General features: G+C 48.7%; 38 protein-coding genes and 2 pseudogenes. 36 read left to right on the forward strand and 4 right to left on the reverse strand.

The window, feature by feature from the left end; all coding sequences use genetic code 11:
• Positions 1-358 precede the first annotated feature (358 nt).
• From ACJHXA_RS06510 to quuD, 9 genes are all read left to right on the forward strand, one after another.
• On the forward strand, positions 359-967 hold the full coding sequence (locus tag ACJHXA_RS06510; RefSeq protein WP_000211451.1) for a P22AR C-terminal domain-containing protein: 609 nt from the start codon (positions 359-361) through the stop codon (positions 965-967).
• 235 nt (positions 968-1,202) lie between these two features.
• The gene (locus ACJHXA_RS06515) at positions 1,203-1,712 is read left to right on the forward strand and encodes a hypothetical protein (protein ID WP_000990010.1); all 510 of its coding nucleotides are present in this window, start codon (positions 1,203-1,205) and stop codon (positions 1,710-1,712) included.
• A 96-nt stretch (positions 1,713-1,808) separates the two neighbouring features.
• Positions 1,809-1,910 (forward strand): hypothetical protein, encoded by a 102-nt coding sequence (locus ACJHXA_RS06520; protein ID WP_072841938.1) that lies wholly within the window; start codon positions 1,809-1,811, stop codon positions 1,908-1,910.
• On the forward strand, positions 1,907-2,362 hold the full coding sequence (gene ybcN / locus ACJHXA_RS06525; RefSeq protein ID WP_001053027.1) for a DNA base-flipping protein YbcN: 456 nt from the start codon (positions 1,907-1,909) through the stop codon (positions 2,360-2,362). The genes ACJHXA_RS06520 and ybcN overlap by 4 nt, the downstream gene beginning before the upstream one ends.
• On the forward strand, positions 2,362-2,532 hold the full coding sequence (locus tag ACJHXA_RS06530) for a NinE family protein (RefSeq protein ID WP_000224914.1): 171 nt from the start codon (positions 2,362-2,364) through the stop codon (positions 2,530-2,532). Before ybcN ends, ACJHXA_RS06530 begins: the two co-directional genes overlap by 1 nt.
• Positions 2,525-2,815 (forward strand): DUF1364 domain-containing protein, encoded by a 291-nt coding sequence (locus ACJHXA_RS06535; RefSeq protein ID WP_000774474.1) that lies wholly within the window; start codon positions 2,525-2,527, stop codon positions 2,813-2,815. The genes ACJHXA_RS06530 and ACJHXA_RS06535 overlap by 8 nt, the downstream gene beginning before the upstream one ends.
• Positions 2,812-3,174, forward strand: coding sequence for a crossover junction endodeoxyribonuclease RusA (gene rusA / locus ACJHXA_RS06540; RefSeq protein WP_001099712.1), 363 nt, complete (start codon positions 2,812-2,814; stop codon positions 3,172-3,174). Before ACJHXA_RS06535 ends, rusA begins: the two co-directional genes overlap by 4 nt.
• Positions 3,171-3,311: a YlcG family protein gene (locus ACJHXA_RS06545; RefSeq protein WP_000971055.1), complete on the forward strand. Its 141-nt coding sequence runs from the start codon at positions 3,171-3,173 to the stop codon at positions 3,309-3,311. Before rusA ends, ACJHXA_RS06545 begins: the two co-directional genes overlap by 4 nt.
• Positions 3,312-3,396: 85 nt before the next feature.
• On the forward strand, positions 3,397-3,780 hold the full coding sequence (gene quuD, locus ACJHXA_RS06550; RefSeq protein WP_001204791.1) for an antitermination protein QuuD: 384 nt from the start codon (positions 3,397-3,399) through the stop codon (positions 3,778-3,780).
• Positions 3,781-3,968: 188 nt separating this feature from the next.
• Here quuD and ompC read toward each other — a convergent pair whose 3' ends face one another.
• Entirely contained in the window at positions 3,969-5,051 is a 1,083-nt protein-coding gene (gene ompC, locus ACJHXA_RS06555) for a porin OmpC (protein ID WP_097451045.1), read from the reverse strand.
• Positions 5,052-5,624: 573 nt separating this feature from the next.
• Between ompC and essD the strand changes: the two genes are divergently transcribed.
• From essD to ACJHXA_RS06575, 4 genes are read left to right on the forward strand one after another with little or no spacing between them, the layout of a single operon-like run.
• A complete protein-coding gene (gene essD, locus ACJHXA_RS06560; RefSeq protein WP_000839596.1) occupies positions 5,625-5,840 on the forward strand; it encodes a phage lysis protein EssD in 216 nt (71 codons plus the stop codon).
• Positions 5,840-6,337: a lysozyme RrrD gene (gene rrrD, locus ACJHXA_RS06565; protein WP_097294341.1), complete on the forward strand. Its 498-nt coding sequence runs from the start codon at positions 5,840-5,842 to the stop codon at positions 6,335-6,337. The genes essD and rrrD overlap by 1 nt, the downstream gene beginning before the upstream one ends.
• Complete coding sequence (locus ACJHXA_RS06570; RefSeq protein ID WP_032161433.1) at positions 6,334-6,801, forward strand: lysis protein; 468 nt, start codon at positions 6,334-6,336, stop codon at positions 6,799-6,801. Before rrrD ends, ACJHXA_RS06570 begins: the two co-directional genes overlap by 4 nt.
• Positions 6,789-6,941 (forward strand): hypothetical protein, encoded by a 153-nt coding sequence (locus tag ACJHXA_RS06575; RefSeq protein ID WP_001139678.1) that lies wholly within the window; start codon positions 6,789-6,791, stop codon positions 6,939-6,941. The genes ACJHXA_RS06570 and ACJHXA_RS06575 overlap by 13 nt, the downstream gene beginning before the upstream one ends.
• A gap of 351 nt (positions 6,942-7,292) precedes the next feature.
• On the opposite strand, the gene ACJHXA_RS06580 is transcribed toward ACJHXA_RS06575, so the two are convergent.
• Positions 7,293-7,703: a DUF1398 domain-containing protein gene (locus ACJHXA_RS06580; RefSeq protein ID WP_000079508.1), complete on the reverse strand. Its 411-nt coding sequence runs from the start codon at positions 7,701-7,703 to the stop codon at positions 7,293-7,295.
• Positions 7,704-7,760: 57 nt separating this feature from the next.
• Positions 7,761-7,994: a YlcI/YnfO family protein gene (locus ACJHXA_RS06585; RefSeq protein ID WP_103262087.1), complete on the reverse strand. Its 234-nt coding sequence runs from the start codon at positions 7,992-7,994 to the stop codon at positions 7,761-7,763.
• Between the two features lie 388 nt (positions 7,995-8,382).
• Between ACJHXA_RS06585 and ACJHXA_RS06590 the strand changes: the two genes are divergently transcribed.
• The 7 genes and pseudogenes from ACJHXA_RS06590 (at position 8,383) to ACJHXA_RS06620 (ending at position 14,193) form a co-directional block, all read left to right on the forward strand.
• Positions 8,383-8,928: a DNA-packaging protein gene (locus tag ACJHXA_RS06590; RefSeq protein WP_000453587.1), complete on the forward strand. Its 546-nt coding sequence runs from the start codon at positions 8,383-8,385 to the stop codon at positions 8,926-8,928.
• Positions 8,903-10,828, forward strand: coding sequence for a phage terminase large subunit family protein (locus tag ACJHXA_RS06595; RefSeq protein ID WP_096936650.1), 1,926 nt, complete (start codon positions 8,903-8,905; stop codon positions 10,826-10,828). The genes ACJHXA_RS06590 and ACJHXA_RS06595 overlap by 26 nt, the downstream gene beginning before the upstream one ends.
• Positions 10,825-11,031 carry a phage head-tail joining protein gene (locus ACJHXA_RS06600; RefSeq protein ID WP_000198149.1) on the forward strand — a complete coding sequence of 69 codons (207 nt, stop codon included), beginning with the start codon at positions 10,825-10,827 and terminating at the stop codon, positions 11,029-11,031. The genes ACJHXA_RS06595 and ACJHXA_RS06600 overlap by 4 nt, the downstream gene beginning before the upstream one ends.
• Positions 11,028-11,861 (forward strand): annotated as a pseudogene (locus tag ACJHXA_RS06605) (phage portal protein); the annotation flags it as partial. The gene ACJHXA_RS06600 and the pseudogene ACJHXA_RS06605, both read left to right, overlap by 4 nt.
• A gap of 196 nt (positions 11,862-12,057) precedes the next feature.
• Entirely contained in the window at positions 12,058-13,299 is a 1,242-nt protein-coding gene (locus ACJHXA_RS06610; protein ID WP_283512269.1) for a tyrosine-type recombinase/integrase, read from the forward strand.
• A 1-nt stretch (position 13,300) separates the two neighbouring features.
• Positions 13,301-13,558 (forward strand): helix-turn-helix transcriptional regulator, encoded by a 258-nt coding sequence (locus ACJHXA_RS06615; RefSeq protein ID WP_001029461.1) that lies wholly within the window; start codon positions 13,301-13,303, stop codon positions 13,556-13,558.
• A gap of 56 nt (positions 13,559-13,614) precedes the next feature.
• Positions 13,615-14,193, forward strand: a complete 579-nt coding sequence (locus tag ACJHXA_RS06620) for a Bro-N domain-containing protein (protein ID WP_001038675.1) — start codon at positions 13,615-13,617, stop codon at positions 14,191-14,193.
• A 333-nt stretch (positions 14,194-14,526) separates the two neighbouring features.
• Here the strand turns inward: ACJHXA_RS06620 and ACJHXA_RS06625 are convergent, their stop codons facing one another.
• Positions 14,527-14,832: a YlcI/YnfO family protein gene (locus tag ACJHXA_RS06625; RefSeq protein ID WP_000179580.1), complete on the reverse strand. Its 306-nt coding sequence runs from the start codon at positions 14,830-14,832 to the stop codon at positions 14,527-14,529.
• A gap of 190 nt (positions 14,833-15,022) precedes the next feature.
• On the opposite strand from ACJHXA_RS06625, the gene ACJHXA_RS06630 reads away from it, so the two are divergent.
• The 16 genes and pseudogenes from ACJHXA_RS06630 to ACJHXA_RS06705 all read left to right on the forward strand — a co-directional run bounded on the left by ACJHXA_RS06630 (position 15,023) and on the right by ACJHXA_RS06705 (position 25,169).
• Complete coding sequence (locus ACJHXA_RS06630; protein ID WP_001390072.1) at positions 15,023-15,220, forward strand: host cell division inhibitor Icd-like protein; 198 nt, start codon at positions 15,023-15,025, stop codon at positions 15,218-15,220.
• The gene (locus ACJHXA_RS06635) at positions 15,213-15,398 is read left to right on the forward strand and encodes a hypothetical protein (protein WP_000920679.1); all 186 of its coding nucleotides are present in this window, start codon (positions 15,213-15,215) and stop codon (positions 15,396-15,398) included. The genes ACJHXA_RS06630 and ACJHXA_RS06635 overlap by 8 nt, the downstream gene beginning before the upstream one ends.
• The gene (locus ACJHXA_RS06640; RefSeq protein ID WP_001156310.1) at positions 15,398-15,589 is read left to right on the forward strand and encodes a hypothetical protein; all 192 of its coding nucleotides are present in this window, start codon (positions 15,398-15,400) and stop codon (positions 15,587-15,589) included. The genes ACJHXA_RS06635 and ACJHXA_RS06640 overlap by 1 nt, the downstream gene beginning before the upstream one ends.
• Positions 15,590-15,811 (forward strand): hypothetical protein, encoded by a 222-nt coding sequence (locus ACJHXA_RS06645; RefSeq protein ID WP_001091146.1) that lies wholly within the window; start codon positions 15,590-15,592, stop codon positions 15,809-15,811.
• A 17-nt stretch (positions 15,812-15,828) separates the two neighbouring features.
• On the forward strand, positions 15,829-16,128 hold the full coding sequence (locus ACJHXA_RS06650; RefSeq protein WP_000425299.1) for a DUF4222 domain-containing protein: 300 nt from the start codon (positions 15,829-15,831) through the stop codon (positions 16,126-16,128).
• Positions 16,125-17,879 (forward strand): DUF5906 domain-containing protein, encoded by a 1,755-nt coding sequence (locus ACJHXA_RS06655; protein ID WP_283512271.1) that lies wholly within the window; start codon positions 16,125-16,127, stop codon positions 17,877-17,879. Before ACJHXA_RS06650 ends, ACJHXA_RS06655 begins: the two co-directional genes overlap by 4 nt.
• Before the next feature lie 347 nt (positions 17,880-18,226).
• Positions 18,227-18,478, forward strand: a complete 252-nt coding sequence (locus ACJHXA_RS06660; RefSeq protein ID WP_000161636.1) for a hypothetical protein — start codon at positions 18,227-18,229, stop codon at positions 18,476-18,478.
• On the forward strand, positions 18,475-18,897 hold the full coding sequence (locus ACJHXA_RS06665) for a single-stranded DNA-binding protein (RefSeq protein ID WP_000126640.1): 423 nt from the start codon (positions 18,475-18,477) through the stop codon (positions 18,895-18,897). Before ACJHXA_RS06660 ends, ACJHXA_RS06665 begins: the two co-directional genes overlap by 4 nt.
• A gap of 217 nt (positions 18,898-19,114) precedes the next feature.
• Entirely contained in the window at positions 19,115-20,155 is a 1,041-nt protein-coding gene (locus ACJHXA_RS06670; RefSeq protein ID WP_000228106.1) for a major capsid protein, read from the forward strand.
• A gap of 9 nt (positions 20,156-20,164) precedes the next feature.
• On the forward strand, positions 20,165-20,506 hold the full coding sequence (locus tag ACJHXA_RS06675; RefSeq protein WP_000190771.1) for a head decoration protein: 342 nt from the start codon (positions 20,165-20,167) through the stop codon (positions 20,504-20,506).
• An 11-nt stretch (positions 20,507-20,517) separates the two neighbouring features.
• Positions 20,518-20,901, forward strand: a complete 384-nt coding sequence (locus ACJHXA_RS06680) for a helix-turn-helix transcriptional regulator (protein ID WP_001179424.1) — start codon at positions 20,518-20,520, stop codon at positions 20,899-20,901.
• 201 nt (positions 20,902-21,102) lie between these two features.
• A complete protein-coding gene (locus ACJHXA_RS06685; protein ID WP_000835282.1) occupies positions 21,103-21,645 on the forward strand; it encodes a terminase small subunit in 543 nt (180 codons plus the stop codon).
• Positions 21,646-21,656: 11 nt separating this feature from the next.
• Positions 21,657-21,938: a hypothetical protein gene (locus ACJHXA_RS06690; RefSeq protein ID WP_000140265.1), complete on the forward strand. Its 282-nt coding sequence runs from the start codon at positions 21,657-21,659 to the stop codon at positions 21,936-21,938.
• Positions 21,939-22,744: 806 nt separating this feature from the next.
• A pseudogene (locus ACJHXA_RS06695) lies at positions 22,745-23,527 on the forward strand (phage portal protein); the annotation flags it as partial.
• Positions 23,508-24,827, forward strand: a complete 1,320-nt coding sequence (locus ACJHXA_RS06700) for a S49 family peptidase (protein ID WP_103262088.1) — start codon at positions 23,508-23,510, stop codon at positions 24,825-24,827. The pseudogene ACJHXA_RS06695 and the gene ACJHXA_RS06700, both read left to right, overlap by 20 nt.
• A 9-nt stretch (positions 24,828-24,836) precedes the next feature.
• On the forward strand, positions 24,837-25,169 hold the full coding sequence (locus ACJHXA_RS06705) for a head decoration protein (RefSeq protein ID WP_103262089.1): 333 nt from the start codon (positions 24,837-24,839) through the stop codon (positions 25,167-25,169).
• Position 25,170 lies beyond the last annotated feature (1 nt).

The following is a 25,170-nucleotide window of genomic DNA, read 5'->3' on the forward strand; positions in this document are numbered from 1 at the left end:
GTGATATGGAAATCGTTATGTTTTGGCCTGAGGTAGTTGTAACTGTTGTAGCAGCTATGGCTGTGATCATCATGGTGTCCATTTACTGGGGTTGACGACATGATTTATCCGGCGCTATATTCTGTGCGTTGCCGCAAAATCGGCACACGGGATTGGCGTCCCGGGATACTACTCAACGCATACCGCGTTAAGCGGTTTTTTTGTGCGCTAAGCACGGCTATGCCCAAATTATGGTGGGCTGTGTGAGGGCTTCTTCGGAAGCGCCGGGTTTGAGTAGCCGGTTACGCCAACCTTACACAGTTCACCACCAGTCGATTGGCGTCGTTGGTGGTGATGGTTAACCTGATGAGGTGATACTATGACTACTCAATTAGCATTCCACAAAACGACGTTTACCCCGATTTGCCACAATAACAGAATTTGGCTTACTGCCACTGAAGTTGGTTTAGCACTGGAATATGCGGACGATAAAGCAGTTCAGCGCATTTACTCTCGGCACTCAGATGAATTCACAGATATGATGACAAGGGTGGTCAAAGTGACCACCCCTCGTGGAATGCAGGAGTCTCGAGTATTTAGCCTTCGCGGAGCCCATTTGATCGCCATGTTTGCTCGTACTCCTGTGGCCAAAGAATTCCGCCGCTGGGTTCTGGATATTCTCGATCGAGAAGTTCAACAATCCCCAATCACAAAACAATTCACTGATAACGAACTTTGCACACTCGCCTGGTTATGGCGAGCAAGTGATACGATGTTAACCGCCTGCCAGAACGTTACGCCCCTTCTTCAGGTCGCAGAGCATCGCGAAGCAGGTAGATTCACTTCAATCGAACAAGAATATCCTCGGATACTCAACAGGGCGCGAGAAATCCTTGCCAGAGAAACGGCGCATGTAAAATTCCAACCGTGGCAGGATGATAAGTGGAGTCGTGTGTTACCATATTTCCGTCAGAATCTGTTGCAATAAAGTCACTAGTTAGAAATACTGCCAGCATTCTGCGATGACGGAAGTGCTGGCATTTTTTTTGGTAATGTGCGAGTCCATTTCATAAAATACGGGTACTGGAACTGGACGATATAATCTAAAAGATACCATTATCAGTAGCATTAAAATCGCTATGTGCCGATACGGATATAAATTATATTGATTGTTCACATACCTTATTGGATATTACTGAGGGGTGTTTATATAAGGTGTAACGATGATGTGGAACTTTGACAGTGCCGACTTAAGTGCAATAGCAGCAGGCATTTCTGCGTTTGGCACATTAGCCGCAGCGGGGTCGGCGCTTGCAAGTTGGTGCACGTCAAAAAAAGCGCTGCAGCTACAAAATAGAGTTTACCTTTATGAGTCTTTAAAGGCTTGCGCTGAGAGAGCCAATTCATCAGCTAAAGATAAGCGCGGATCTGAATGGAGCGTTAATGATGCAGCGGATATCATCAGGTGCCTAGTACGGGCGATGGAGCTCATCAAGCAGGATAGCCAGCAGAAAGAAGGTAATCAGGCATTAATGTTGAAACAGTACTTTGTTAATCTGCTAATAATGGAACTGTACGAGGAAGTTCATAACGGTGATGCGGCTGATTCTGTTTTTAAAAGTACGGAACCTACACAAGTACTTGATAACTTATGGAGCAAATGGCAGGAGGCTATAGCTTTTTTTGATATTTGGAATTACCCAGTTGCGACTGAGGAAGACTTGGCAGACTAATTTTCAGCACATTTGATTTCCAATAATCAACCAGCCATAATCATGCCATTGGAGCTTGAACAACTCCGGTGACTTCTGCGCTAAACGGGGACGTTTATGCGCACATACAATCCAAACTCTCTTCTCCCTTCACAGATGCAGAAATGCACCTGCGATATTTTGCATCCAGCGTTTGATCTCTGCGGAGGTGAAGCGTGAACCTCCCACAAGATGGTATCAAATTGCATCGCGGTAACTTCACCGCTATCGGTCGGCAGATCCAGCCTTATCTGGAGGACGGCAAATGCTTTCGCATGGTGCTTAAACCGTGGCGCGAGAGACGCAGTCTTTCCCAGAATGCACTCAGCCACATGTGGTACAGCGAAATCAGTGAATACCTCATCAGCAAGGGTAAAACGTTCGCCACTCCAGCTTGGGTAAAAGATGCTCTCAAACACACATATCTCGGTTATGAAACCAAAGACCTGGTTGATGTCGTAACCGGTGATATCACCACTATCCAGTCGTTACGCCATACCTCCGATCTTGATACCGGAGAGATGTATGTCTTCCTCTGTAAGGTTGAAGCCTGGGCGATGAATATTGGCTGCCACCTGACTATTCCGCAGAGCTGCGAGTTCCAGCAGCTCCGCGACAAGCAGGAGGCGTAATGGCTACACCGCTTATTCGTGTCATGAACGGACACATCTACAGAGTACCAAATCGTCGTAAGCGTAAGCCTGAGCTGAAGCCATCCGAAATACCAACACTGCTAGGGTATACCGCCAGCCTGGTTGATAAAAAATGGTTGCGACTGGCAGCAAGGAGGAATCATGGCTGATTTGAGAAAAGCAGCGCGTGGTCGGGAATGCCAGGTAAGAATCCCTGGCATATGTAATGGCAACCCTGAAACGTCTGTACTGGCACATATCCGGCTGGCTGGATTGTGTGGCACCGGTACCAAACCGCCAGACCTGATTGCCACCATTGCATGTTCTGCCTGTCACGATGAGATCGACCGTCGCACGCATTTTGTTGACGCTGGATATGCAAAAGAATGCGCGCTGGAAGGTATGGCGAGAACACAGGTTATCTGGCTGAAAGAGGGGGTTATTAACGCGTGAATACCTACAGCATCACATTACCCTGGCCTCCGAGCAATAATCGCTATTACCGCCATAATCGCGGGCGCACGCACGTCAGCGCAGAGGGGCAGGCATACCGCGATAACGTCGCCCGAATCATTAAAAACGCAATGCTGGATATCGGCCTGGCTATGCCTGTGAAAATCCGCATTGAGTGCCACATGCCGGATCGCCGTCGCCGTGACCTGGATAATCTGCAAAAAGCCGCTTTTGACGCACTCACTAAAGCAGGTTTCTGGCTGGATGATGCTCAGGTCGTTGATTACCGCGTTGTGAAGATGCCTGTTACCAAAGGTGGGAGGCTGGAACTGACCATCACCGAAATGGGGAATGAATGATGTTTGAGTTTAATATGGCAGAACTTCTTCGCCACCGCTGGGGGCGTCTGCGCTTATATCGTTTCCCCGGTTCTGTTTTGACCGATTACCGAATACTGAAGAATTACGCCAAAACCCTGACAGGAGCAGGAGTATGAAGTCAGAGATAACAATCAACTAATACTGTTTTGTTGATTTTTGCTTGTAATTGGCGTTCTGGTCTGATTTTTGTGGAGTAAGTTGATGCGTGATATTCAGATGGTTCTTGAGCGTTGGGGAGCGTGGGCGGCTAATAATCATGAAGATGTGACCTGGTCGTCCATTGCCGCCGGTTTTAAGGGATTAATTACTTCAAAAGTAAAATCTCGCCCGCAATGTTGTGACGATGACGCGATGATCATTTGCGGGTGCATGGCCCGTCTGAAAAAGAACAACAGCGATTTGCACGATTTATTAGTAGATTATTATGTAGTCGGTATGACATTCATGTCACTGGCAGGTAAGCATTGCTGCTCTGATGGTTATATCGGGAAAAGGTTACAGAAGGCTGAGGGCATAATTGAAGGGATGTTAATGGCATTAGATATCCGGTTAGAGATGGATATCGTTGTTAATAACTCTAATTAATATGCCAATTGTTTACTAAAAATTATTAAAAATGGGGCGTTGAGACGCCCCCAAAAATAAAGGGTAATATATAACAGAAGGTTTATATAGTTAGAAGCAAGGTTGTGCTTCTAAAGGAAGTGGCTTGAGGGAGCCACTTATATGTTGGGGAGGCAAAGCCTCCCACAACATATCTTTTAGTAATCAAATTAGAACTGGTAAACCATACCTACAGCAACGATATCATCGGTAGCAACGCCAGATGCTTTCGTGAAATCGCTCTTATCAATCAGGTTGATTTTGTAGTCAACAAAAGTGGACATATTTTTGTTGAAGTAATAGGTTGCACCTACATCAACATATTCAACCAGGTCCTGATCACCCCAAACACCCAAGTCTTTTCCTTTAGAATGCAGGTAAGCAACGGATGGACGCAGGCCGAAGTCGAACTGATATTGTGCAACAGCTTCGAAGTTTTGTGCTTTGTTGGCAATATGGTTATTACCAAAAACAGTCATGTTCTGGGTTTCAGAATAGGTGGTGGCCAGATAGATGTTGTTCGCATCATATTTCAGACCAGCTGCCCATACTTCAGCATTTTGACCAGAAGCATTCAGACCGTTGTTACCGTGGATAACCTGATTATTAGTGCGATCAGATTTAGCATAGGTTGCACCCACGCCGAATCCTTCATACTCATAAGTAGTTGAGAAACCGAAACCATCGCCATTAGCTTCAGTTACTTCATTTCGGTCATTTTTGCCCTGATACTGAGCTGCAAAGTTCAGGCCATCAACCAGACCAAAGAAGTCGTTGTTACGATAAGTTGCAACACCTGTGGTGCGACCAGTCATGAATACATCTGTTTGGGTCCAGGTATCGCCACCGAATTCTGGCAGAACGTCGGTCCATGCACCAATATCGTATGCTACACCGTAGTTACGGCCATAATCGATGGAGCCGTAGTCACCGAATTTCAGGCCAGCGAAGGCAAGACGGGTTTTATCTTTGGAGGAACCTTGAGATTCAGCGCGGTTGCCTTTGAATTCATATTCCCACTGACCGAAACCAGTCAGTTGATCGTTGATTTGGGTTTCACCTTTGAAGCCAAGACGGGCATAAGTAGTATCACCATCATCTGCATCATTAGAGGAGAAGTAGTGCTTAGCATTAACTTTCCCGTACAGATCCAGCTTGTTACTGTCTTTATTATAAATTTCAGCTGCCTGAGCAGACATCGCCATCAGTACTGATGCAGCTACAGCAGAAATTGCCACTGTTAATTTTTTCATCGTGAGCCCTTTTTTTTGAACTATTATTAAAAAATGATGTCACTGCGCGATAAATATTCATCTAATCAATGTGATTATTTCAAGATGTAAGTTTTGGTTTCTCGTTTAATTTGTGAAGTAGATCTCTATTTTTATCTGAACTTTTTTCTATCGAATCCTATTCATGGCTCTTGGCTGAATAAAAATAAATCTATTAGCCAATTTATATTAATGGCTGTTATTTATAAGTGCTCTATAATTTGAAGGTTCAATTTAAATTGGCTAAAAATAACGCTGGAAATTATTTGTTGGTTATTTGTTGAGATTTGCTTATGTATTTGTAGTGGTGTTTTCAATACTCGGTAGCATTCTCGCAAATATCATTTAGTGGTTTACGTACGTAAAAAATTGGTTATGCTGTTAAGAGTGGTTACTTCGTCACACAGCTTAAACCCGCCGTCGAGCGGGTTTTTCCATTTTTTGAGTCTCGATATTAGCTGATAACCCAATACCTGAGTTATTCACTGACTCCGAGTCTGTTACGTTTCGTAGTATTCCCTCAATTTACACCCGCTTTGTCTGCGAGGTGGGGTTATGAAATCCATGGATAAGTTAACAACGGGTGTCGCCTATGGCACCTCAGCAGGTAGTGCCGGGTACTGGTTTTTACAGCTGCTCGATAAAGTCACGCCCTCACAGTGGGCAGCAATAGGTGTGCTGGGTAGCCTGGTATTTGGCCTGCTGACGTACCTGACAAACCTTTATTTCAAGATTAAAGAAGATAAGCGCAAGGCTGCGAGAGGTGAATAATGCCTCCATCATTACGAAAAGCTGTTGCTGCTGCTATTGGTGGCGGGGCTATTGCTATAGCATCTGTGTTAATCACTGGCCCAAGTGGTAACGATGGTCTGGAAGGTGTGAGACATAATCCTTACAAAGACATAGTTGGTGTATGGACTGTATGTTACGGGCATACAGGAAAAGACATCATTCCCGGTAAAACGTATACCGAAGCAGAGTGCAAAGCCCTCCTGAATAAAGACCTTGCCACTGTCGCCAGACAAATTAACCCGTACATCAAAGTCGATATACCGGAAACAACGCGCGGCGCTCTTTACTCGTTCGTCTACAACGTGGGTGCTGGCAATTTCAGAACATCGACGCTTCTTCGCAAAATAAACCAGGGTGATATCAAAGGCGCATGTGATCAGCTACGGCGCTGGACATACGCTGGCGGTAAGCAATGGAAAGGTCTCATGACTCGTCGTGAGATTGAGCGTGAAATCTGTTTGTGGGGTCAGCAATGAACAGAGTAACCGCGATTATCTCCGCTCTGGTTATCTGCATCATCGTCTGCCTGTCATGGGCTGTTAATCATTACCGTGATAATGCAATCGCCTACAAAGAACAGCGCGATAACAAGGCCAGTGAACTGGAGAAGGCGAACGCCACCATTACTGACATGCAGCAGCGCCAGCGTGATGCTGATGCACTCGATGATAAATACACGAAGGAGTTAGCTGATGCGAAAGCTGAAAATGATGCTCTTCGGCGCAAGCTTGATAATGGTGGTCGGGTGCTCGTCAAAGGAAAATGCCCTGTGCCATCCTCAGCCGAAACCTCCAGCGCCTCCGGCATGGGCAATGATGCCACCGTCGAACTCTCTCCAGTTGCTGGACGAAACGTTCTCGGTATCCGGGACGGAATTATCCGCGACCAAACAGCATTGAGAACGCTTCAGGAATACATCAGGACGCAATGCCTTCGATGATAGCGATAATTTTACTCATCATCCTTCACATCTGGCTCTGTAGACAGGGTGGTGCTCACTTCTGGAGTGAATCCAGATTAAACATCTCATTGCTGATGCTTGATATTGAGCATTTTGCGCGCGGTAAGGGGCTGCGTTGAGATAAGAGCCAGTCATTACAAATACCAGGATTTAGCCTCGCATTCGCGGGGCTTTTTATTGCCATTACAAAAGCCACTTCCTACAGAGTGGCTTTGATAATGGCTTATACCCTACACGGGATAACTTAACTGATATCCCTTTTAAAGGATAAAGGTATTCAAGCCTGACACATCATGCGCTGTATCGTCGCCGTATTCCCGTATTAACAGAGACCGTAGCCCGACGGGGAACTCCTTCTGCGCGAGTGTGCGGGAATAATCAAAAACGATGCACACCGGGGTTACCGGGTACACATATTTCATCATGCCAGCGAGTCCGGTTCTGGCGCGGAAGAAACCGGACGTTATGATTTAGTGCGGAAATATTTGTGTAGTGTTCTGAATGTTCTCAGTAAAGAGTAATGAATTATCAAAGGTATAGTAATACCTTTTGTTTTCGTGGATATTTGTAATCCATCTGAAAACCCCTGCTGTAGCAAGATTTTTCCTGTATTCGTAAAATGATAACTCTCCTGATTTGAATCCTTTTAAGGTGGCTTCTATAAGGCATTTATTTTTTGAAAATCTTACATTTACAACCTTACCCTGTCCTTTTATTAAAACCGTATTATCGTTTTCAAGAACAAGATGAATATTCTCTGTGGCTAAATAGTAAATGTAATGTGAGACATTGTGACGTTTTAGTTCAGAATAAAACCAGTGATAGTTTAAATTATTTCTCACTTTATCGAATATTTGTTTAAAAATGGCAACCTGAGCCATTGTAGTACCTTCCATGTGATATGAGGGTACCTAGTCTGCACGATTATCTAAATTGCATCAATCTGGTCTGACCTGCTTTCTGAGCAATTCAGTAATGTCACTCTTTTCTTTGTTTGCTTCAGGCGAAACTCTTTTTTCTGAGCACAGTCTTCGGCGGCAGGCTTCAATGATCCAGGCTGAGAAATTCCCAGACCCTTTTTGATCAAGAGCGATGTTAATTTGTTCAATCATTGGGTTAGGAAAGCGGATGTTGCGGGTTGTTGTTCTGCGGGTTCTGTTCTTCGTTGACATGAGGTTGCCCTGTATTCAGTGTCACTGATTTGTATTGTCTGAAGTTGTTTTTACGTTAAGTTGATGCAGATCAATTAATACGATACCTGCGTCATAATTGATTATTTGACGTGGTTTGATGGCGTAGATGCACGTTGTGACATGTAGATGATAATCATTATCATTTTGCGGGTCCTTTCCGGCGATCCGACAGGTTACGGGGCGGCGACCTCGCGGGTTTTCGCTATTTATGAAAATTTTCCGGTTTAAGGCGTTTCCGTTCTTCTTCGTCATAACTTAATGTTTTTATTTAAAATACCCTCTGAAAAGAAAGGAAGCGACAGGTGCTGAAAACGGGCTTTTTGGCCTCTGTCGTTTCCTTTCTCTGTTTTTGTCCGTGGAATGAACAATGGAAGTCAACAAAAAGCAGCTGGCTGACATTTTCGGTGCGAGTATCCGTACCATTCAGAACTGGCAGGAGCAGGGAATGCCCGTTCTGCGAGGCGGTGGGAAGGGTAATGAGGTGCTTTATGACTCTGCCGCCGTCATAAAATGGTATGCCGAAAGGGATGCTGAAATTGAGAACGAAAAGCTGCGCCGGGAGGTTGAAGAACTGCGACAGGCCAGCGAGACAGATCTCCAGCCAGGGACTATTGAGTACGAACGCCATCGACTTACGCGTGCGCAGGCCGACGCACAGGAGCTGAAAAATGCCAGAGACTCCGCTGAAGTGGTGGAAACCGCATTCTGTACTTTCGTGTTGTCGCGGATCGCAGGTGAAATTGCCAGTATTCTCGACGGGATCCCCCTGTCGGTGCAGCGGCGTTTTCCGGAACTGGAAAACCGACATGTTGATTTCCTGAAACGGGATATCATCAAAGCCATGAACAAAGCAGCCGCGCTGGATGAACTGATACCGGGGTTGCTGAGTGAATATATCGAACAGTCAGGTTAACAGGCTGCGGCATTTTGTCCGCGCCGGGCTTCGCTCACTGTTCAGGCCGGAGCCACAGACCGCCGTTGAATGGGCGGATGCTAATTACTATCTCCCAAAAGAATCCGCATACCAGGAAGGGCGCTGGGAAACACTGCCCTTTCAGCGGGCCATCATGAATGCGATGGGCAGTGACTACATCCGCGAGGTGAATGTGGTGAAGTCTGCCCGTGTTGGTTATTCCAAAATGCTGCTGGGTGTTTATGCCTACTTCATAGAGCATAAGCAGCGCAACACCCTTATCTGGTTGCCGACGGATGGTGATGCCGAGAACTTTATGAAAACTCACGTTGAGCCGACCATCCGTGATATTCCTTCGCTGCTGGCGCTGGCCCCGTGGTATGGCAAAAAGCACCGGGATAACACGCTCACCATGAAGCGTTTCACCAATGGTCGTGGCTTCTGGTGCCTGGGCGGTAAAGCGGCAAAAAACTACCGTGAAAAGTCAGTGGATGTGGCGGGTTATGATGAACTTGCTGCCTTTGATGAGGATATTGAACAGGAAGGCTCTCCGACGTTTCTGGGCGACAAGCGTATTGAAGGCTCGGTCTGGCCAAAGTCCATCCGTGGCTCCACGCCCAAAGTGAGAGGCACCTGCCAGATTGAGCGTGCAGCCAGTGAATCCCCGCATTTTATGCGTTTTCATGTTGCCTGCCCGCACTGCGGGAAGGAGCAGTACCTTAAATTTGGCGACAAAGAGACGCCGTTTGGCCTCAAATGGATGCCGGATGATCCCTCCAGCGTGTTTTATCTCTGTGAGCATAATGCCTGCGTCATCCGTCAGCAGGAGCTGGACTTTACTGATGCCCGTTATATCTGCGAAAAGACCGGGATCTGGACCCGTGATGGCATTCTCTGGTTTTCGTCATCCGGTGAAGAGATTGAACCGCCTGACAGTGTGACCTTTCACATCTGGACGGCGTACAGCCCGTTCACCACCTGGGTGCAGATTGTAAAAGACTGGATGAAGACGAAAGGGGATACGGGAAAACGTAAAACCTTCGTGAACACCACGCTCGGTGAGACGTGGGAAGCGAAAATCGGCGAACGTCCGGATGCTGAAGTGATGGCAGAGCGGAAAGAGCATTATTCAGCGCCCGTTCCTGACCGTGTGGCTTACCTGACCGCCGGTATCGACTCCCAGCTGGACCGCTACGAAATGCGCGTATGGGGATGGGGGCCGGGTGAGGAAAGCTGGCTGATTGACCGGCAGATTATTATGGGTCGCCACGACGATGAACAGACGCTGCTGCGTGTGGATGAGGCCATCAATAAAACCTATACCCGCCGGAATGGTGCAGAAATGTCGATATCCCGTATCTGCTGGGATACTGGCGGGATTGACCCGACCATTGTGTATGAACGCTCGAAAAAGCATGGGCTGTTCCGGGTGATCCCCATTAAAGGGGCATCCGTCTACGGAAAGCCAGTGGCCAGCATGCCACGTAAGCGAAACAAAAACGGGGTTTACCTTACCGAAATCGGTACGGATACCGCGAAAGAGCAGATTTATAACCGCTTCACACTGACGCCGGAAGGGGATGAACCGCTTCCCGGTGCCGTTCACTTCCCGAATAACCCGGATATTTTTGATCTGACCGAAGCGCAGCAGCTGACTGCTGAAGAGCAGGTCGAAAAATGGGTGGATGGCAGGAAAAAAATACTGTGGGACAGCAAAAAGCGACGCAATGAGGCGCTCGACTGCTTCGTTTATGCGCTGGCGGCGCTGCGCATCAGTATTTCCCGCTGGCAGCTGGATCTCAGTGCACTGCTGGCGAGCCTGCAGGAAGAGGATGGTGCAGCAACCAACAAGAAAACACTGGCAGATTACGCCCGTGCCTTATCCGGAGAGGATGAATGACGCGACAGGAAGAACTTGCCGCTGCCCGTGCGGCACTGCATGACCTGATGACAGGAAAACGGGTGGCAACGGTACAGAAAGACGGACGGCGAGTGGAGTTTACGGCCACTTCCGTGTCTGACCTGAAAAAATACATTGCGGAGCTGGAAGTGCAGACCGGCATGACACAGCGACGCAGGGGACCTGCAGGATTTTATGTATGAAAACGTCCTCCATTCCCACCCTTCTGGGACCGGACGGCATGACATCGCTGCGTGAATATGCCGGTTATCACGGCGGTGGCAGCGGATTTGGTGGGCAGTTGCGGGCGTGGAACCCACCGGGTGAAAGTGTGGATGCAGCCCTGCTGCCCAACTTTACCCGTGGCAATGCCCGCGCAGACGATCTGGTACGCAATAACGGCTATGCCGCCAACGCCATCCAGTTGCATCAGGATCATATCGTCGGGTCTTTTTTCCGGCTCAGTCATCGCCCAAGCTGGCGCTATCTGGGCATCGGGGAGGAAGAAGCCCGTGCCTTTTCCCGCGAGGTTGAAGCGGCATGGAAAGAGTTTGCCGAGGATGACTGCTGCTGCATTGACGTTGAGCGAAAACGCACGTTTACCATGATGATTCGGGAAGGTGTGGCCATGCACGCCTTTAACGGTGAACTGTTCGTTCAGGCCACCTGGGATACCAGTCCGTCGCGGCTTTTCCGGACACAGTTCCGGATGGTCAGCCCGAAGCGCATCAGCAACCCGAACAATACCGGCGACAGCCGGAACTGCCGTGCCGGTGTGCAGATTAATGACAGCGGTGCGGCGCTGGGATATTACGTCAGCGAGGACGGGTATCCTGGCTGGATGCCGCAGAAATGGACATGGATACCCCGTGAATTACCCGGCGGGCGCGCCTCGTTCATTCACGTTTTTGAACCCGTGGAGGACGGGCAGACCCGCGGTGCAAATGTGTTTTACAGCGTAATGGAGCAGATGAAGATGCTCGACACGCTGCAGAACACGCAGCTGCAGAGCGCCATTGTGAAGGCGATTTATGTCTATCATCTCACCGTAGTTGCCCGCATCGTTCGCCAACTCCACTGAAACCCTTGCTGCGTCTGGAATGTCGTTTTCCATGCTTTTGATGACCGTTCATCACCCTTCCAGTTTTTCGCGGTTTTGTGTATTGCAATGTGTATTGCAAATTGGCGATCGGGATGGGTGTGTATTGCAAATCTCTTGAGGGCTTTTAATGGCTATTGAAAACAAACTCAGTGACAAACTGTTAAAGAGTCTTGTCGGAAAACGGCAGGACAAACAAAAAACAATAGCGGATGGGCGCGGGTTGTCTGTGCGTGTAAGCATGGTTGGGGGGATCAGCTTTGTTTTTTACTATCGTCTTGGTGGCAGGGAATCCCCTCCGGTATGGCTTACACTTGGTCGCTATCCTGACATATCTCTTGCAACGGCCAGGCGCATGCGTGATCAGTGCCGTGAATGGCTGGCTGAAAATCTGGACCCCCGCAGGCAAATAAAACTTGCTGCCGAAAAAACTATGCAACCAGTGACCGTAAGGGATGCGCTGTTTTACTGGTACGACAATCACGCCACAACAGCCAGAAAAGAGCATGAATATTTAATAAAACGATTTGAAAAGCATATCTTCCCCTATATCGGTGATATGGCTATAGAACAGTGCAAATTACACACATGGCTTACCGTCTTTGACAGGATCAAAAAAAATGCGCCTGTTATGTCTGGTGCAATTTTTCTTGATATCAAACAGGCGTTGCGTTTTTGTCGCGTCAGGCAATACATCGCGTGCGATCCCTTTGGAGATATTAACGTAAGTTATGTCGGGCGCTCATCCGGTATAAGGGATCGTGTTCTTAATATCAATGAAACCGCTGATGTATGGTCTTATGCTTACGGTAATAATTTGCTAACTCTGTCATCAATATATAACCGAAGAATAATGGTTATCTGCCTGGTGTTTGGTTGCCGACAGCAGGAGGCGAGGCTATCCACCTGGGACGAATGGGATTTAAAAAACTGGGTATGGACAGTCCCAAAAGAGCACAGCAAAAACAAGGAGGCTATAGTAAGGCCTGTTCCTGACGGAATAAAACAATGGATCGTTAATCTTTACGCAGAAACAAAAAATCGCGGTTATGTTGTCGGTTGTGCTTTGCAAAGGGCGACAATAACAGGGGCTGCAAACAGAATATGCAGGCGTCTTGGTCATGATACTAATGGCTTGTGGTGCATACATGATTTCAGGCGCACATTTTCCACTACGCTTAATGATATGGGGGCGGATCCTTATATTGTCGAACTTCTTTTAGGTCATAAAGTGAAAGGGGTTGCTGGTGTTTACAATAAAAGCAGGCATATAAAGAAAAAACTTGAGGTGCTTAATATTTGGGTTAATTACCTTAATACGATAGCAGGATTTAACAACAACGTTATCGAGCTTAATAAAGAGGTGGTGTGATATGGCAATTTATTCTCTTGTTGATGAAAACGATTTGCGCACAATGAAGGACATTGATCGGTTCATTCGTGAAAAAGAGTGCATAGCACTTACCACGCTGGCAAACTCAACACGCTGGAAAATGGAGCAGGCAGGTAAATTCCCGCGACGTATCAAGATCGGTGAACGTGCTGCAGGGTATCGACTTTCAGAGGTTCAGGCATGGATCCGTGGTGAGTGGCATCCTGGATGGAAACCTGGAAAAACAAAACAGCAATAACCAGTAAATAATGCCCCTCATCACGAGGGGTTTTTTGTCTATAAGGTAAAAACGCGATGAATAAAAATATTGCCGTGACGGGCAAGGGGTACGCTCGTCCAGTGAAAAAATTCTGCGATATTCGTGATCTCGTCGTTCTGCGCTTTGATAGTGTGAACGTTCGTGTGGTGTATCTGAACGGCGATCCGTGGTTTGTTGCAAAAGATGTTTGTGCTGCGCTGGAACTAACCAATTCGCGTACGGCGTTGCAGATGCTTGATGATGATGAAAAGGGAGTAAATTTAACTTACACCCCAGGAGGAAATCAGAATATGAGAATTATCTCTGAGTCAGGTTTCTACAAACTAATAGCCCGCAGCCGCAAAGCAACGACGCCTGGCACATTTGCTCATCGTTTCAGTAACTGGGTATTCAGAAATGTGATACCAGGTATCAGAAAAACGGGGACTTATGGTATCCCGTGGGGTGCATTACAGGATTTTTCCCGCCGTAAAGAGCAATATCAAATAAGTGCCAGCGAGAAGGGGAGGGAGCTACAGGCATGTAAGCGCAAAAAGCGTGAGCTGGAGGAAGAAGAAAAAACGCTGATACGTGAATATCAGCCTGAGTTTTACTTTGGTAACCGCATTCAGTGACAAAACAAAGGCGACCGCAAAAGGGTCGCCAGTGGGAACAAGGGAAAACAAAAGCATCACCAACAATGCCACATTTGCGGCTGGTGGGCAATGTGATCAGTCAGATTTGGTTCGTTCCAAGGTTTGCAACGAGAGCTTTTTCCTGTGCTCTTTAAGGAATTTCTCAAGAGCAAACGAACAAGGTGCGAATCTTTCTGATTCATGTTCATGCGCTATATTTTTGCGTCGTCTCTTACGAGTTGGTGATGGTGTTTTGGTTGATTCTGTGTCGCTCATGGTGCTGTCCTGTAAAGCAATGCGCCTGCGTTCCTCAAACTATGGCGCTGATATTGGCTATTCATGCTCTTTGACCTTGCGTCGCTGGAGTTCTTCACGCGCGACGGTGACGAGTTGCCCGATCTCCTCGGCTGCTTTGATGCCGATTTGTTCGACCTTAGCCAGGGCATCCAGTGACGACACAAGGGGATTTTCTCCGCTGCCTTCTGCTTGGCGGCGGGCTATTTCTCCGCGCATGGCGGTTACGATAAATCCGGCATTGCTTTCACCGTCCAGCTTAACGGATTCCATCCCTTGCATAACATCTAGTGGGACTCTGACAGTTGTCAGTTGTGATTTTGCGTTTTTGTTAGCCGTTGCCATTTCTGAAACTCCTAATCATCGGTGTGTTTCAGTATACACAAAAAAAGAAATACAAAAAGCCTTGACGTGTGTTTCATGCGCTCATAACATGAAACACACCGAAAGGATTGTTGAAATACAAAGAGCAACGCCCCGCAGTGCTGGGAACACATACGGGGCGTCTAACCAACAACGTAAACTAGGAGCCGTTATGGTTGCTGTAAATCATATACCACACCTTGTACACACACAAACGGCCTTTGTGTGGCGTTTTCTGGCACTGAGTGCCGGAGAATCTCAAATCATCCACGTAACCGCCTGGACGGAACGCGAAGCGCGTAGCCGTTGCCCGTCCGGTTGTGTTGCTGTATTCGCTGCAAAAATCCGCCAGGGAGTGAGTCATGCTTAAAACCTTCCGTGTATTTGCCCGAGCTGTTAACCCAATAGGCCACACAATTGGTATCGCTCAGAATGTGAAGGCTGTTAATGTTCAGACGGCTATTGCTGCGGTGAGAAGCGAATCATCAGAATATGGCTTATCACAAGTCATTATTTCAGCAGTGTATGAATTAAAAGAGGTGCATTAATGCAGGAAATTACATTACACGAAGCCGCTGAACGTGCGCACCAGACAGAAATTATTTGCCGCCTTCTTGAGGTATACCCGAACAAAATTACAGATGCTGATATATCCGCACTGGCGAGCCTACTGGCGCGTCTTTCGGGAAGTGTCGCTAGTTTTTTGATTGAGGAAGAAAGTAAGCTGGTGGGGGATTAAATGAATACAGAACGGGAAGTCTTTTTTAAATTGTTAGCATGTGCAGAAAGTTCATTAACTTTAAATAATTCAGCAAAAGCAATATTAAATATGTGGCTTGATTGCATAAATGACAATGAAGATGCAAATATTGCTTATGGCCTGTTGTCACTTATTGATGAATCAGCAGAAAAACTCAATGACGCAATAAATAGTGCCCTGCTATCAAATAAGTCGAGTTAAGTCGAGGAATAAATAATATGGAAATGAAAAATTCTGGCTTTATTGCCAGCGGCCCCGCTCGACCTGAATTTATGAACGGCGATATTTACCGCGATAAATACGGCGGCACGGTAACGATTAAAGGCGTGGCAGAACGGCGCATCACTTACCGCCGTGAGGGGTATAGCTATGACTGCGTGATGCCTGTTTATCAGTTCCGGCGTGATTTTTCCCTGGTATATGCCGCACCCCGCAGTAAGCCCATCAGCAGGGAAAAAGCGTGGGGAAATATCCAGAAAATGAAAACCATGATTAACGGATTCAGAGGTAAAAAATGAAACTGGCACCGAACGTAAAACAGCAGTCACGCGGCATAAAACACAAAGGAACAGAAGTCATTATTTTTGCGGGTAGTGATGCCTGGGCACACGCGAAACAATGGCAGGAACATGATGCGCGTATGGCCGGAGATAATGAGCCTCCTGTGTGGCTTGGGGAGCAGCAGCTATCCGAACTGGATAATCTGCAAATTGTGCCGGAAGGCCGAAAATCAGCACGCATATACAGGGCCGGATATCTTGCGCCTGTAATGATAAAGGCGATTGGTCAGAAGCTGGCGGCAGCAGGCGTACAGGATGCAAATTTTTATCCTGAGGGTATGCACGGCCAGGAGGTGCAGAACTGGCGCGAATATCTGGCCCGTGAACGCCAGAATCTTTCTGATGGTCTGGTCATTGAGCTTCCGGTAAAGCAAAAGGCGCAACTTTCGCAGATGGCGGACAGTGAGCGCGCGCAGTTGCTTGCCGATCGCTTTGATGGCGTTTGCGTACATCCTGAAAGTGAAATCGTTCACGTATGGCGCGGCGGGGTATGGTGTCCGGTCAGCACAATGGAACTTAGCCGCGAAATGGTGGCGATCTATTCAGAGCACAGGGCCACTTTCAGCAAGCGCGTAATCAATAACGCCGTGGAAGCGTTAAAAGTTATTGCCGAACCAATGGGCGAGCCGTCTGGCGATTTGCTGCCGTTCGCCAATGGTGCGCTTGACCTGAAAACGGGGGAATTTTCCCCGCACACGCCGGAGAACTGGATCACCACGCACAACGGCATTGAGTACACGCCACCAGCACCAGGGGAGAACATCCGCGATAACGCGCCAAACTTTCATAAATGGCTTGAGCACGCAGCCGGAAAAGACCCGCGCAAGATGATGCGTATATGTGCCGCGCTGTACATGATTATGGCGAACCGGTACGACTGGCAGATGTTTATTGAGGCCACCGGAGACGGCGGGAGCGGTAAAAGTACATTCACACACATAGCCAGCCTTCTGGCAGGGAAACAGAACACGGTAAGCGCTGAAATGACATCGCTTGATGATGCTGGTGGACGTGCGCAGGTTGTCGGGAGTCGTCTTATCGTCCTGGCTGACCAGCCGAAATATACAGGCGAAGGAACGGGCATCAAGAAAATCACAGGCGGCGACCCCGTGGAAATTAACCCGAAATATGAAAAGCGTTTCACGGCGGTAATCAGGGCGGTGGTGCTGGCGACCAACAACAACCCGATGATATTCACCGAACGGGCCGGAGGTGTGGCACGTCGTCGCGTGATTTTCCGTTTCGACAATATCGTCAGTGAGGCCGAAAAAGACAGGGAGCTACTGGAAAAGATTGCGGCTGAAATCCCCGTTATTATCCGCCGATTGCTGGCGAACTTTACCGACCCTGAGAAGGCACGGGCTTTACTACTGGAACAGCGTGACGGTGATGAAGCACTGGCAATAAAGCAACAGACGGATCCGGTTATTGAGTTTTGCCAGTTCCTGAATTTTCTGGAGGAAGCGCGCGGCCTGATGATGGGTGGCGGTGGTGATTCAGTGAAGTACACGACCAGGAACAGCCTTTACCGCGTCTATCTGGCGTTTATGGCATACGCGGGCAGGAGCAAACCGCTAAACGTGGCTGAGTTCAGCAAGGCCATGAAGCCAGCGGCGAAAGTTTACGGGCATGAATATATTACGCGAAAAGTTAAGGGAGTAACGCAGACCAACGCAATTACAACAGACGATTGCGACGCGTTTTTATAATTTTTTGTAAAAGCCATCTACCCCATCTACCTGAACAAAATAAACGCATATTATTCAACATGATAAGTGGGTATAGGGCTAGGTAGAAGGCTAATAAAAGCTCTCTACCTCTTCTACCTGATTTTATCAGTTTCAGGTAGCAGGGTAGACGGCAGGTAGAGGAGTCAAAAAGCTATCTACCCGCTGAAAGCCGCGCCATTACTGACATGATGAGCATTCGGGTAGATGGGTAGAGGGGGGGAGGCACAACTAAAAACTTTTTAAACGAGGGGGGGTGAAAATAAATGCGCATACATAAAAATCACTTAACAAACATGCCAGCCGAAAACATGAATCAGGGGCGACAAATGACCAAAATTCGCAGAGACAGAACACAGGCAAAATATAAAGCGTTAGACATGACAGAGCTTTCCTTAAAGGTGGCAATCAAAGCGATAGACCACCACACACGGGCAGGATACGCGAAGGAACATCCCGACCTGATAAGCGCATTCATGACCACAGCAGCGGCAAACTTTGCCACGCTGACAGAACGGGAGATTGCCGAAGCGGAACAGGTGACAACCATCAATGTTAAAACCGGAGAGCAGACAGCATGACAGCACAGATAGCGGCTTACGGGCGGCTGGTGGCTGACCCGCAGTTAAAGACCACCAGCAAAGGGACACAAATGGCGATGGCGAGTATGGCGGTTCCCCTGCCGTGCAGCCAGGCAGATGACGGAACGGCGACGATGTGGTTATCCGTCCTGGCGTTTGGCAGACAGGCCGACGCACTGGCAAAACACCACAAAGGCGAACTGGTGAGCGTGGCGGGTAACATGCAGGTAAGCCAGTGGACAGGCCAGAACGGCGAAACGCGGCGGGGCTGGCAGGTTATCGCAGACAGCGTAATCAGTGCGCGAACGGCGCGACCGGGCGGCAAAAAAGGCCAGCAGGGGCAGGCCACTGACGCACTGAACAGGGCAAAACAACAGTCGGGGAATGATGATCCGTACGGCGATAATATACCGTTTTAAATTCTGCAAACAAAAAGATGCCGGAAAAAAATAGATTTTCCGGCATGCTACATAAATCCCGACCAAAGGAAGTAAATACATTAACACGAATTATCAGCACTGAAGTTGTTACGGCATATTTTATACAACATTGCACTTGGTTGCATGTATTCGCATAGCAGACATCGGTAATAGAATATATTCACAATTATTTGTAATGAATGTAAAGAGGATGAGTATGGTTGATTTATATTCGCCTACACAGCTTGTGCAGGTGGCTAATGCTGAAGATGTGCAAAAAAAATTAAATGCGTTGTTTACCAGTTTGTTTTTCACTCGCTCGGTAATGTTTGAATCGAGAGACATTATTCTTGATACGATCGACGATCCAAATATCCCGATCGCGGCGTTTTGCTCTCCTATGGTGGGCAGTAAAGTTTCACGAGATGAGGGATACGAATCAAAAACAATTCGTCCAGGTTATATGAAGCCGAAAAGCAGCATTGATCCAAATAAGTTAGCTGTGCGCCCTGCTGGTGTGTCACCTGAGCAATACAATGCTTTTGGGGCGCGTAATATTAAAGTTAAACAGGCGATTGTAAATCAGGCTAAAGCTATTCGTGCACGTATTGAATGGCTTGCTGTTCAGGCAATCACAACGGGGAAAAATATCATTGAGGGCGATGGTATTGAACGTTATGAGCTGGACTGGAATATAAAACCACAAAATATCATCACTCAGTCTGGCGGTACTGAGTGGTCAGGTAAGGATAAAGAAACTTTTGATCCAAATGATGATATTGAGAGCTACGCAGAATTTAGTGAGGGCGTCACTAATATCATCATTATGGGTGGTAATGTATGGAAGAAATACCGTTCATTCAGAGCGATAAAAGAGGCTTTGGATACCCGTCGTGGTTCTAATTCCGAACTGGAAACGGCCCTTAAAGACCTTGGTGATTCGGTGAGTTTTAAAGGGTATATGGGCGATGTTGCGATTGTTGTTTACAGCGGGCGTTATACCGACGAGGACGGAACAGAAAAACATTTCCTTGATCCTGATTTGATGGTGCTTGGCAATACGGCTCTTCAGGGGATTGTCGCCTATGGCGGTATTCAGGATCCGGAGCTAATCCGAATGGGGCTGACTAAAGCCGAACTTGCACCGAAAAACTATATTGTGCCTGGTGATCCGGCTATTGAATATGTGCAGACACATTCAGCACCACAGCCAATACCGGCCCGCATCAATCGTTTTGTTACCGTTCGCATTGGCTAAGGGGGAGCAATGGCTACTCATTACACTGAACTCATGGCTGGCACTGAAGCACTGGTGACTACGCTGGGGATATTTTCAGCTAATAAAGGGGTAATTCCTGCATTTACGCCACTGATGCAGGAAGATGCAACAGGTGCACTGGTGGTATGGGATGGTTCGAGCGTAGGTAAAGCGGTTTATGTTTCCGCTGTACAAATCGACACAGCGAAAAAAACACAGGCACAGGTTTATAAGACAGGTGTTTTAAATGTTGATGCTCTGAACTGGCCTGAGTCTGTAAAAGAACTGTCGGCAAAGGTTGCCGCGTTTGTTGGCTCAGGTATTTCTGTTCAGCCGCTGGCTCGTGTGTAAAGGGGGATACAATGCAGAATCATTACAATGACCTTAAGCCAATTGCCGAAATGATGTATCCGGATCCAGCAGTAGAGGAATTAAAGGCTATTGCTGACAAAATGCGTTTAAGTGAACGCCTTGTTGATATGAATCAGGTGATGGAACTTACTACCCTTAGCCGTCGCACATTGCTAAACCTTGAGGCTCGCGGAGAGTTCCCCGAACGCGTACAGGTTACGGAAGGGCGTAAGGCCTGGTATTTAAGTGAAGTGATCGACTGGATAAACAATATTCCTCGATCTTCTGAATATTGCCGCGTACCTGTCCCAAAAAAGCCAGATGCGGCGCTATGCCTCAAGATTGAGCGTGTACGTCGCAATGCACGGGATGGTCGCTATAAGTTGATTGGTTGATGAAATTAGGGCCCGTTCTGGCTGGCGGGTCCTTTCCGGCGATCCGGTAGGCTACGGGGCGGCGACCTCGCGGGTTTTCGCTATTTATGAGCCTTTTTCGGGTGCTGGTGGTGGTTTTGTTGTTCGCTCTATCTCTATGAATAAAAAGGAAAAGATAAAGCCAATACACCAACCTGAAACATTACTTAAGTGGGGATATTGATGAAATCGCACCTGATGAACAAAAAAAACATGGCGCAAAGCTGCCGTGTAAGTGCGACAGCGTTCGACAAGTGGGGAGTGACTCCCGTTGAACGTAAAGGCCGCGAGGCGTTTTATGATGTTGCCAGCGTAATAGACAATCGGGTTAGCAATGCAATTAACCAGATTACAGACGACAAAGGCGAGATTGATGATGATGAACTCCTACGAGTCAGGATCAGATTGCTGACAGCACAGGCAGAGGCGCAGGAGCTTAAAAACGAGCGCGAACGCGGCGACGTTATTGATACCGCGTTTTGTATATACGTGCTTTCAAAATTGGCGAGTCAGATTTCTTCAATCATGGACAGCCTGCCGCTTGCCATGACAAGGAAGTTTCCCGACATGAAGCCGTCTATGCTGGATGGACTGAAAAAAGAAGTTATCAGAGCCTGTAACGCATGCGCAAAACTTGACGAAAACATACCGCTGATGCTATCCGATTATCTGATGGAAACTGCCGGAAACGTACCGGATAAGTTGCAGCCGAATAAAGATAAGTAACGTAGTACGCTATGACTGAATCCGAAATACTGCGATTAATCCGCCGTGCTTGTGGAATCAGCAAGCAGCATGACGAACAGGCCACGCAGCCGGACAGCGTGACCGCAGATAATTATGTGCGTGTAGTGGCTGAGGTGATGCGCCGTGACGGTATTGAGCTTAACGGCGTGGATATGCGCAACATACGAACAAGAGTCCTTGAGTTGCTGGCATATCGTCGCCGTTCTCAACAACGGAGGGAGAGCGCGAAAAACACTTACCAGTGGAAGAAGCCGGAACGATTGCGGCGGTAACTTGCTGATATTCCCGATAACGCAAAATTGCGCTGGCTGACTTGTTGCATTGCAAAAAGTTAAGCAGGAAGGCACGGCCTGTAAGATGGGATGCAGTAAGTAGTTCAAGGCTACCTTGTGCTGGCACGCACAGTTAAGCCGTCGGTGCTGGATATCCCCCACTGGGGGAAAAGCTGGCTACATCCCTCACATCTGAGGACTGATAACGCGACATTGCGCTGGCTGGCAAAGTGCAAAATTGCACGATGGCCTAACCCATTGATTATTTCGAAAACCTGCAATGCAGGAAATCGGAGAAGTAAGCCTAAGCTATTGATTGTTTCGAAAACCCCCATTGGGGGATGTCGGGAAAGTAAGACTAACCCATTGATTCTTCCACAATCCTCAATTTGAGGAGGCCGGAACGTCTACATAGCTGCATCGCCGTAATGATGATTCAGCCCACCAGCCAAATCAGCACAGCAACGACAGAATAGCCCGACACAGAAAAACCACGAATATGGGGTTTTTGTTATGACATGGTCATGATGACCACTCATACAAAACAGGTAAAGCCCACCAGCCTGATTAAAGGTTAACCGGAAAAAAGCCAGGTATCCAATCTCGATATGGGGATCCCTATATCGACATTAACGCCCACTAAAACTGTGCATATATGCATAGAAAAAGCATCCACCAGCTTTATGACGGATGCCGCTCATCTTATAAATAATCGTGTATTGCAGTGTGTATTGCGACTCCTTTAAACGATAGGTCTGAGCATTCGTAATGTACTGTTTTTAAATTTTATTTTTTCCTGTCTTTTCATAAAGGCGATGTATGCCGCCACCATTGAAAGTGAGCTGGATACGCAGTCAGCGATGGATTTTATTCTGGGCGCGAACAGTCAGGAGCAGCGGGAAAGGCTGACGGGCTGGATTGGTGAAATTGCCGCGTATTACGCCGCAGCACCGGTCCGTCTGGGAGGCGCAAAAGTGCCGCACCTGATGCCGGGGGACTCACTGAACCTGCAGACGGCTCAGGACACGGATAACGGCTACTCCGTGTTTGAGCAGTCACTGTTGCGGTATATCGCTGCCGGGCTGGGTGTCTCGTATGAGCAGCTTTCCCGGAATTACGCCCAGATGAGCTACTCCACGGCACGGGCCAGTGCGAACGAGTCGTGGGCGTACTTTATGGGGCGGCGAAAATTCGTCGCATCCCGTCAGGCGAGCCAGATGTTTCTGTGCTGGCTGGAAGAGGCCATCGTTCGCCGCGTGGTGACGTTACCTTCAAAAGCGCGCTTCAGCTTTCAGGAAGCCCGCAGTGCCTGGGGGAACTGCGACTGGATAGGCTCCGGTCGTATGGCCATCGATGGTCTGAAAGAAGTTCAGGAAGCGGTGATGCTGATAGAAGCCGGACTGAGCACCTACGAGAAAGAGTGCGCGAAACGCGGTGACGACTATCAGGAAATTTTTGCCCAGCAGGTCCGTGAAACGATGGAGCGCCGTGCAGCCGGTCTTAAACCACCCGCCTGGGCGGCTGCGGCATTTGAATCCGGACTGCGACAATCAACAGAGGAGGAGAAGAGTGACAGCAGAGCTGCGTAATCTCCCGCATATTGCCAGCATGGCTTTTAATGAGCCGCTGATGCTTGAACCCGCCTATGCGCGGGTTTTCTTTTGTGCGCTTGCAGGCCAGCTTGGGATCAGCCGCCTGACGGATGCAGTATCCGGCGACAGCCTGACTGCCGGAGAGGCACCCGCGGCGCTGGCGTTATCCGGTGATGATGACGGACCACGACAGGCCCGCAGTTATCAGGTCATGAACGGCATCGCCGTGCTGCCGGTGTCCGGCACGCTGGTCAGCCGGACGCGGGCGCTGCAGCCGTACTCGGGGATGACCGGTTACAACGGCATTATTGCCCGTCTGCAACAGGCTGCCAGCGACCCGATGGTGGACGGCATTCTGCTCGATATGGACACGCCCGGCGGAATGGTGGCAGGGGCATTTGACTGCGCTGACATCATCGCCCGTGTGCGTGACATAAAGCCGGTATGGGCGCTTGCCAACGACATGAACTGCAGTGCAGGTCAGTTGCTTGCCAGTGCCGCTTCCCGGCGTCTGGTCACGCAGACCGCCCGGACAGGCTCCATCGGCGTCATGATGGCTCACAGCAATTACGGTGCAGCGCTGGAGAAACAGGGCGTGGAAATCACGCTGATTTACAGCGGCAGCCATAAGGTGGATGGCAACCCCTACAGCCATCTTCCGGATGACGTCCGGGAAACACTGCAGTCCCGGATGGATGCAACCCGCCAGATATTTTCGCAGAAAGTGTCGGCATATACCGGCCTGTCCGTGCAGGCTGTGCTGGATACCGAGGCTGCAGTGTACAGCGGTCAGGAGGCCATTGATGCCGGACTGGCTGATGAACTTGTTAACAGCACCGATGCGATCACCGTCATGCGTGATGCACTGGATGCACGTAAATCCCGTCTCTCAGGAGGGCGAATGACCAAAGAGACTCAATCAACAACTGTTTCAGCCACTGCTTCGCAGGCTGACGTTACTGGCGTGGTGCAAGCGACGGAGGGCGAGAACGCCAGCGCTGCGCAGCCGGACGTGAACGCGCAGATCACCGCAGCGGTTGCGGCAGAAAACAGTCGCATTATGGGGATCCTCAACTGTGAGGAGGCTCACGGACGCGAAGAACAGGCACGCGTGCTGGCCGAAACCCCCGGTATGACCGTGGAAACGGCCCGCCGCATTCTGGCAGCTGCACCACAGAGTGCACAGGCGCGCAGTGACACTGCGCTGGATCGTCTGATGCAGGGGGCACCGGCACCGCTGGCTGCAGGTAACCCGGCATCTGATGCCGTTAACGATTTGCTGAACACACCAGTGTAAGGGATGTTTATGACGAGCAAAGAAACCTTTACCCATTACCAGCCGCTGGGCAACAGTGACTCGGCACATACGGCAACCGCGCCCGGCGGATTGAGTGCGAAAGCGCCTGCAATGACCCCGCTGATGCTGGACACCTCCAGCCGTAAGCTGGTTGCGTGGGATGGCACCACCGACGGTGCTGCCGTTGGCATTCTTGCGGTTGCTGCTGACCAGACCAGCACCACGCTGACGTTCTACAAGTCCGGCACGTTCCGTTATGAGGATGTGCTCTGGCCGGAGGCTGCCAGCGACGAGACGAAAAAACGGACCGCGTTTGCCGGAACGGCAATCAGCATCGTTTAAC

Origin of the sequence: Escherichia sp. WS33, assembly GCF_046486385.1 — a bacterium.
Taxonomy (GTDB): domain Bacteria; phylum Pseudomonadota; class Gammaproteobacteria; order Enterobacterales; family Enterobacteriaceae; genus ECMA0423.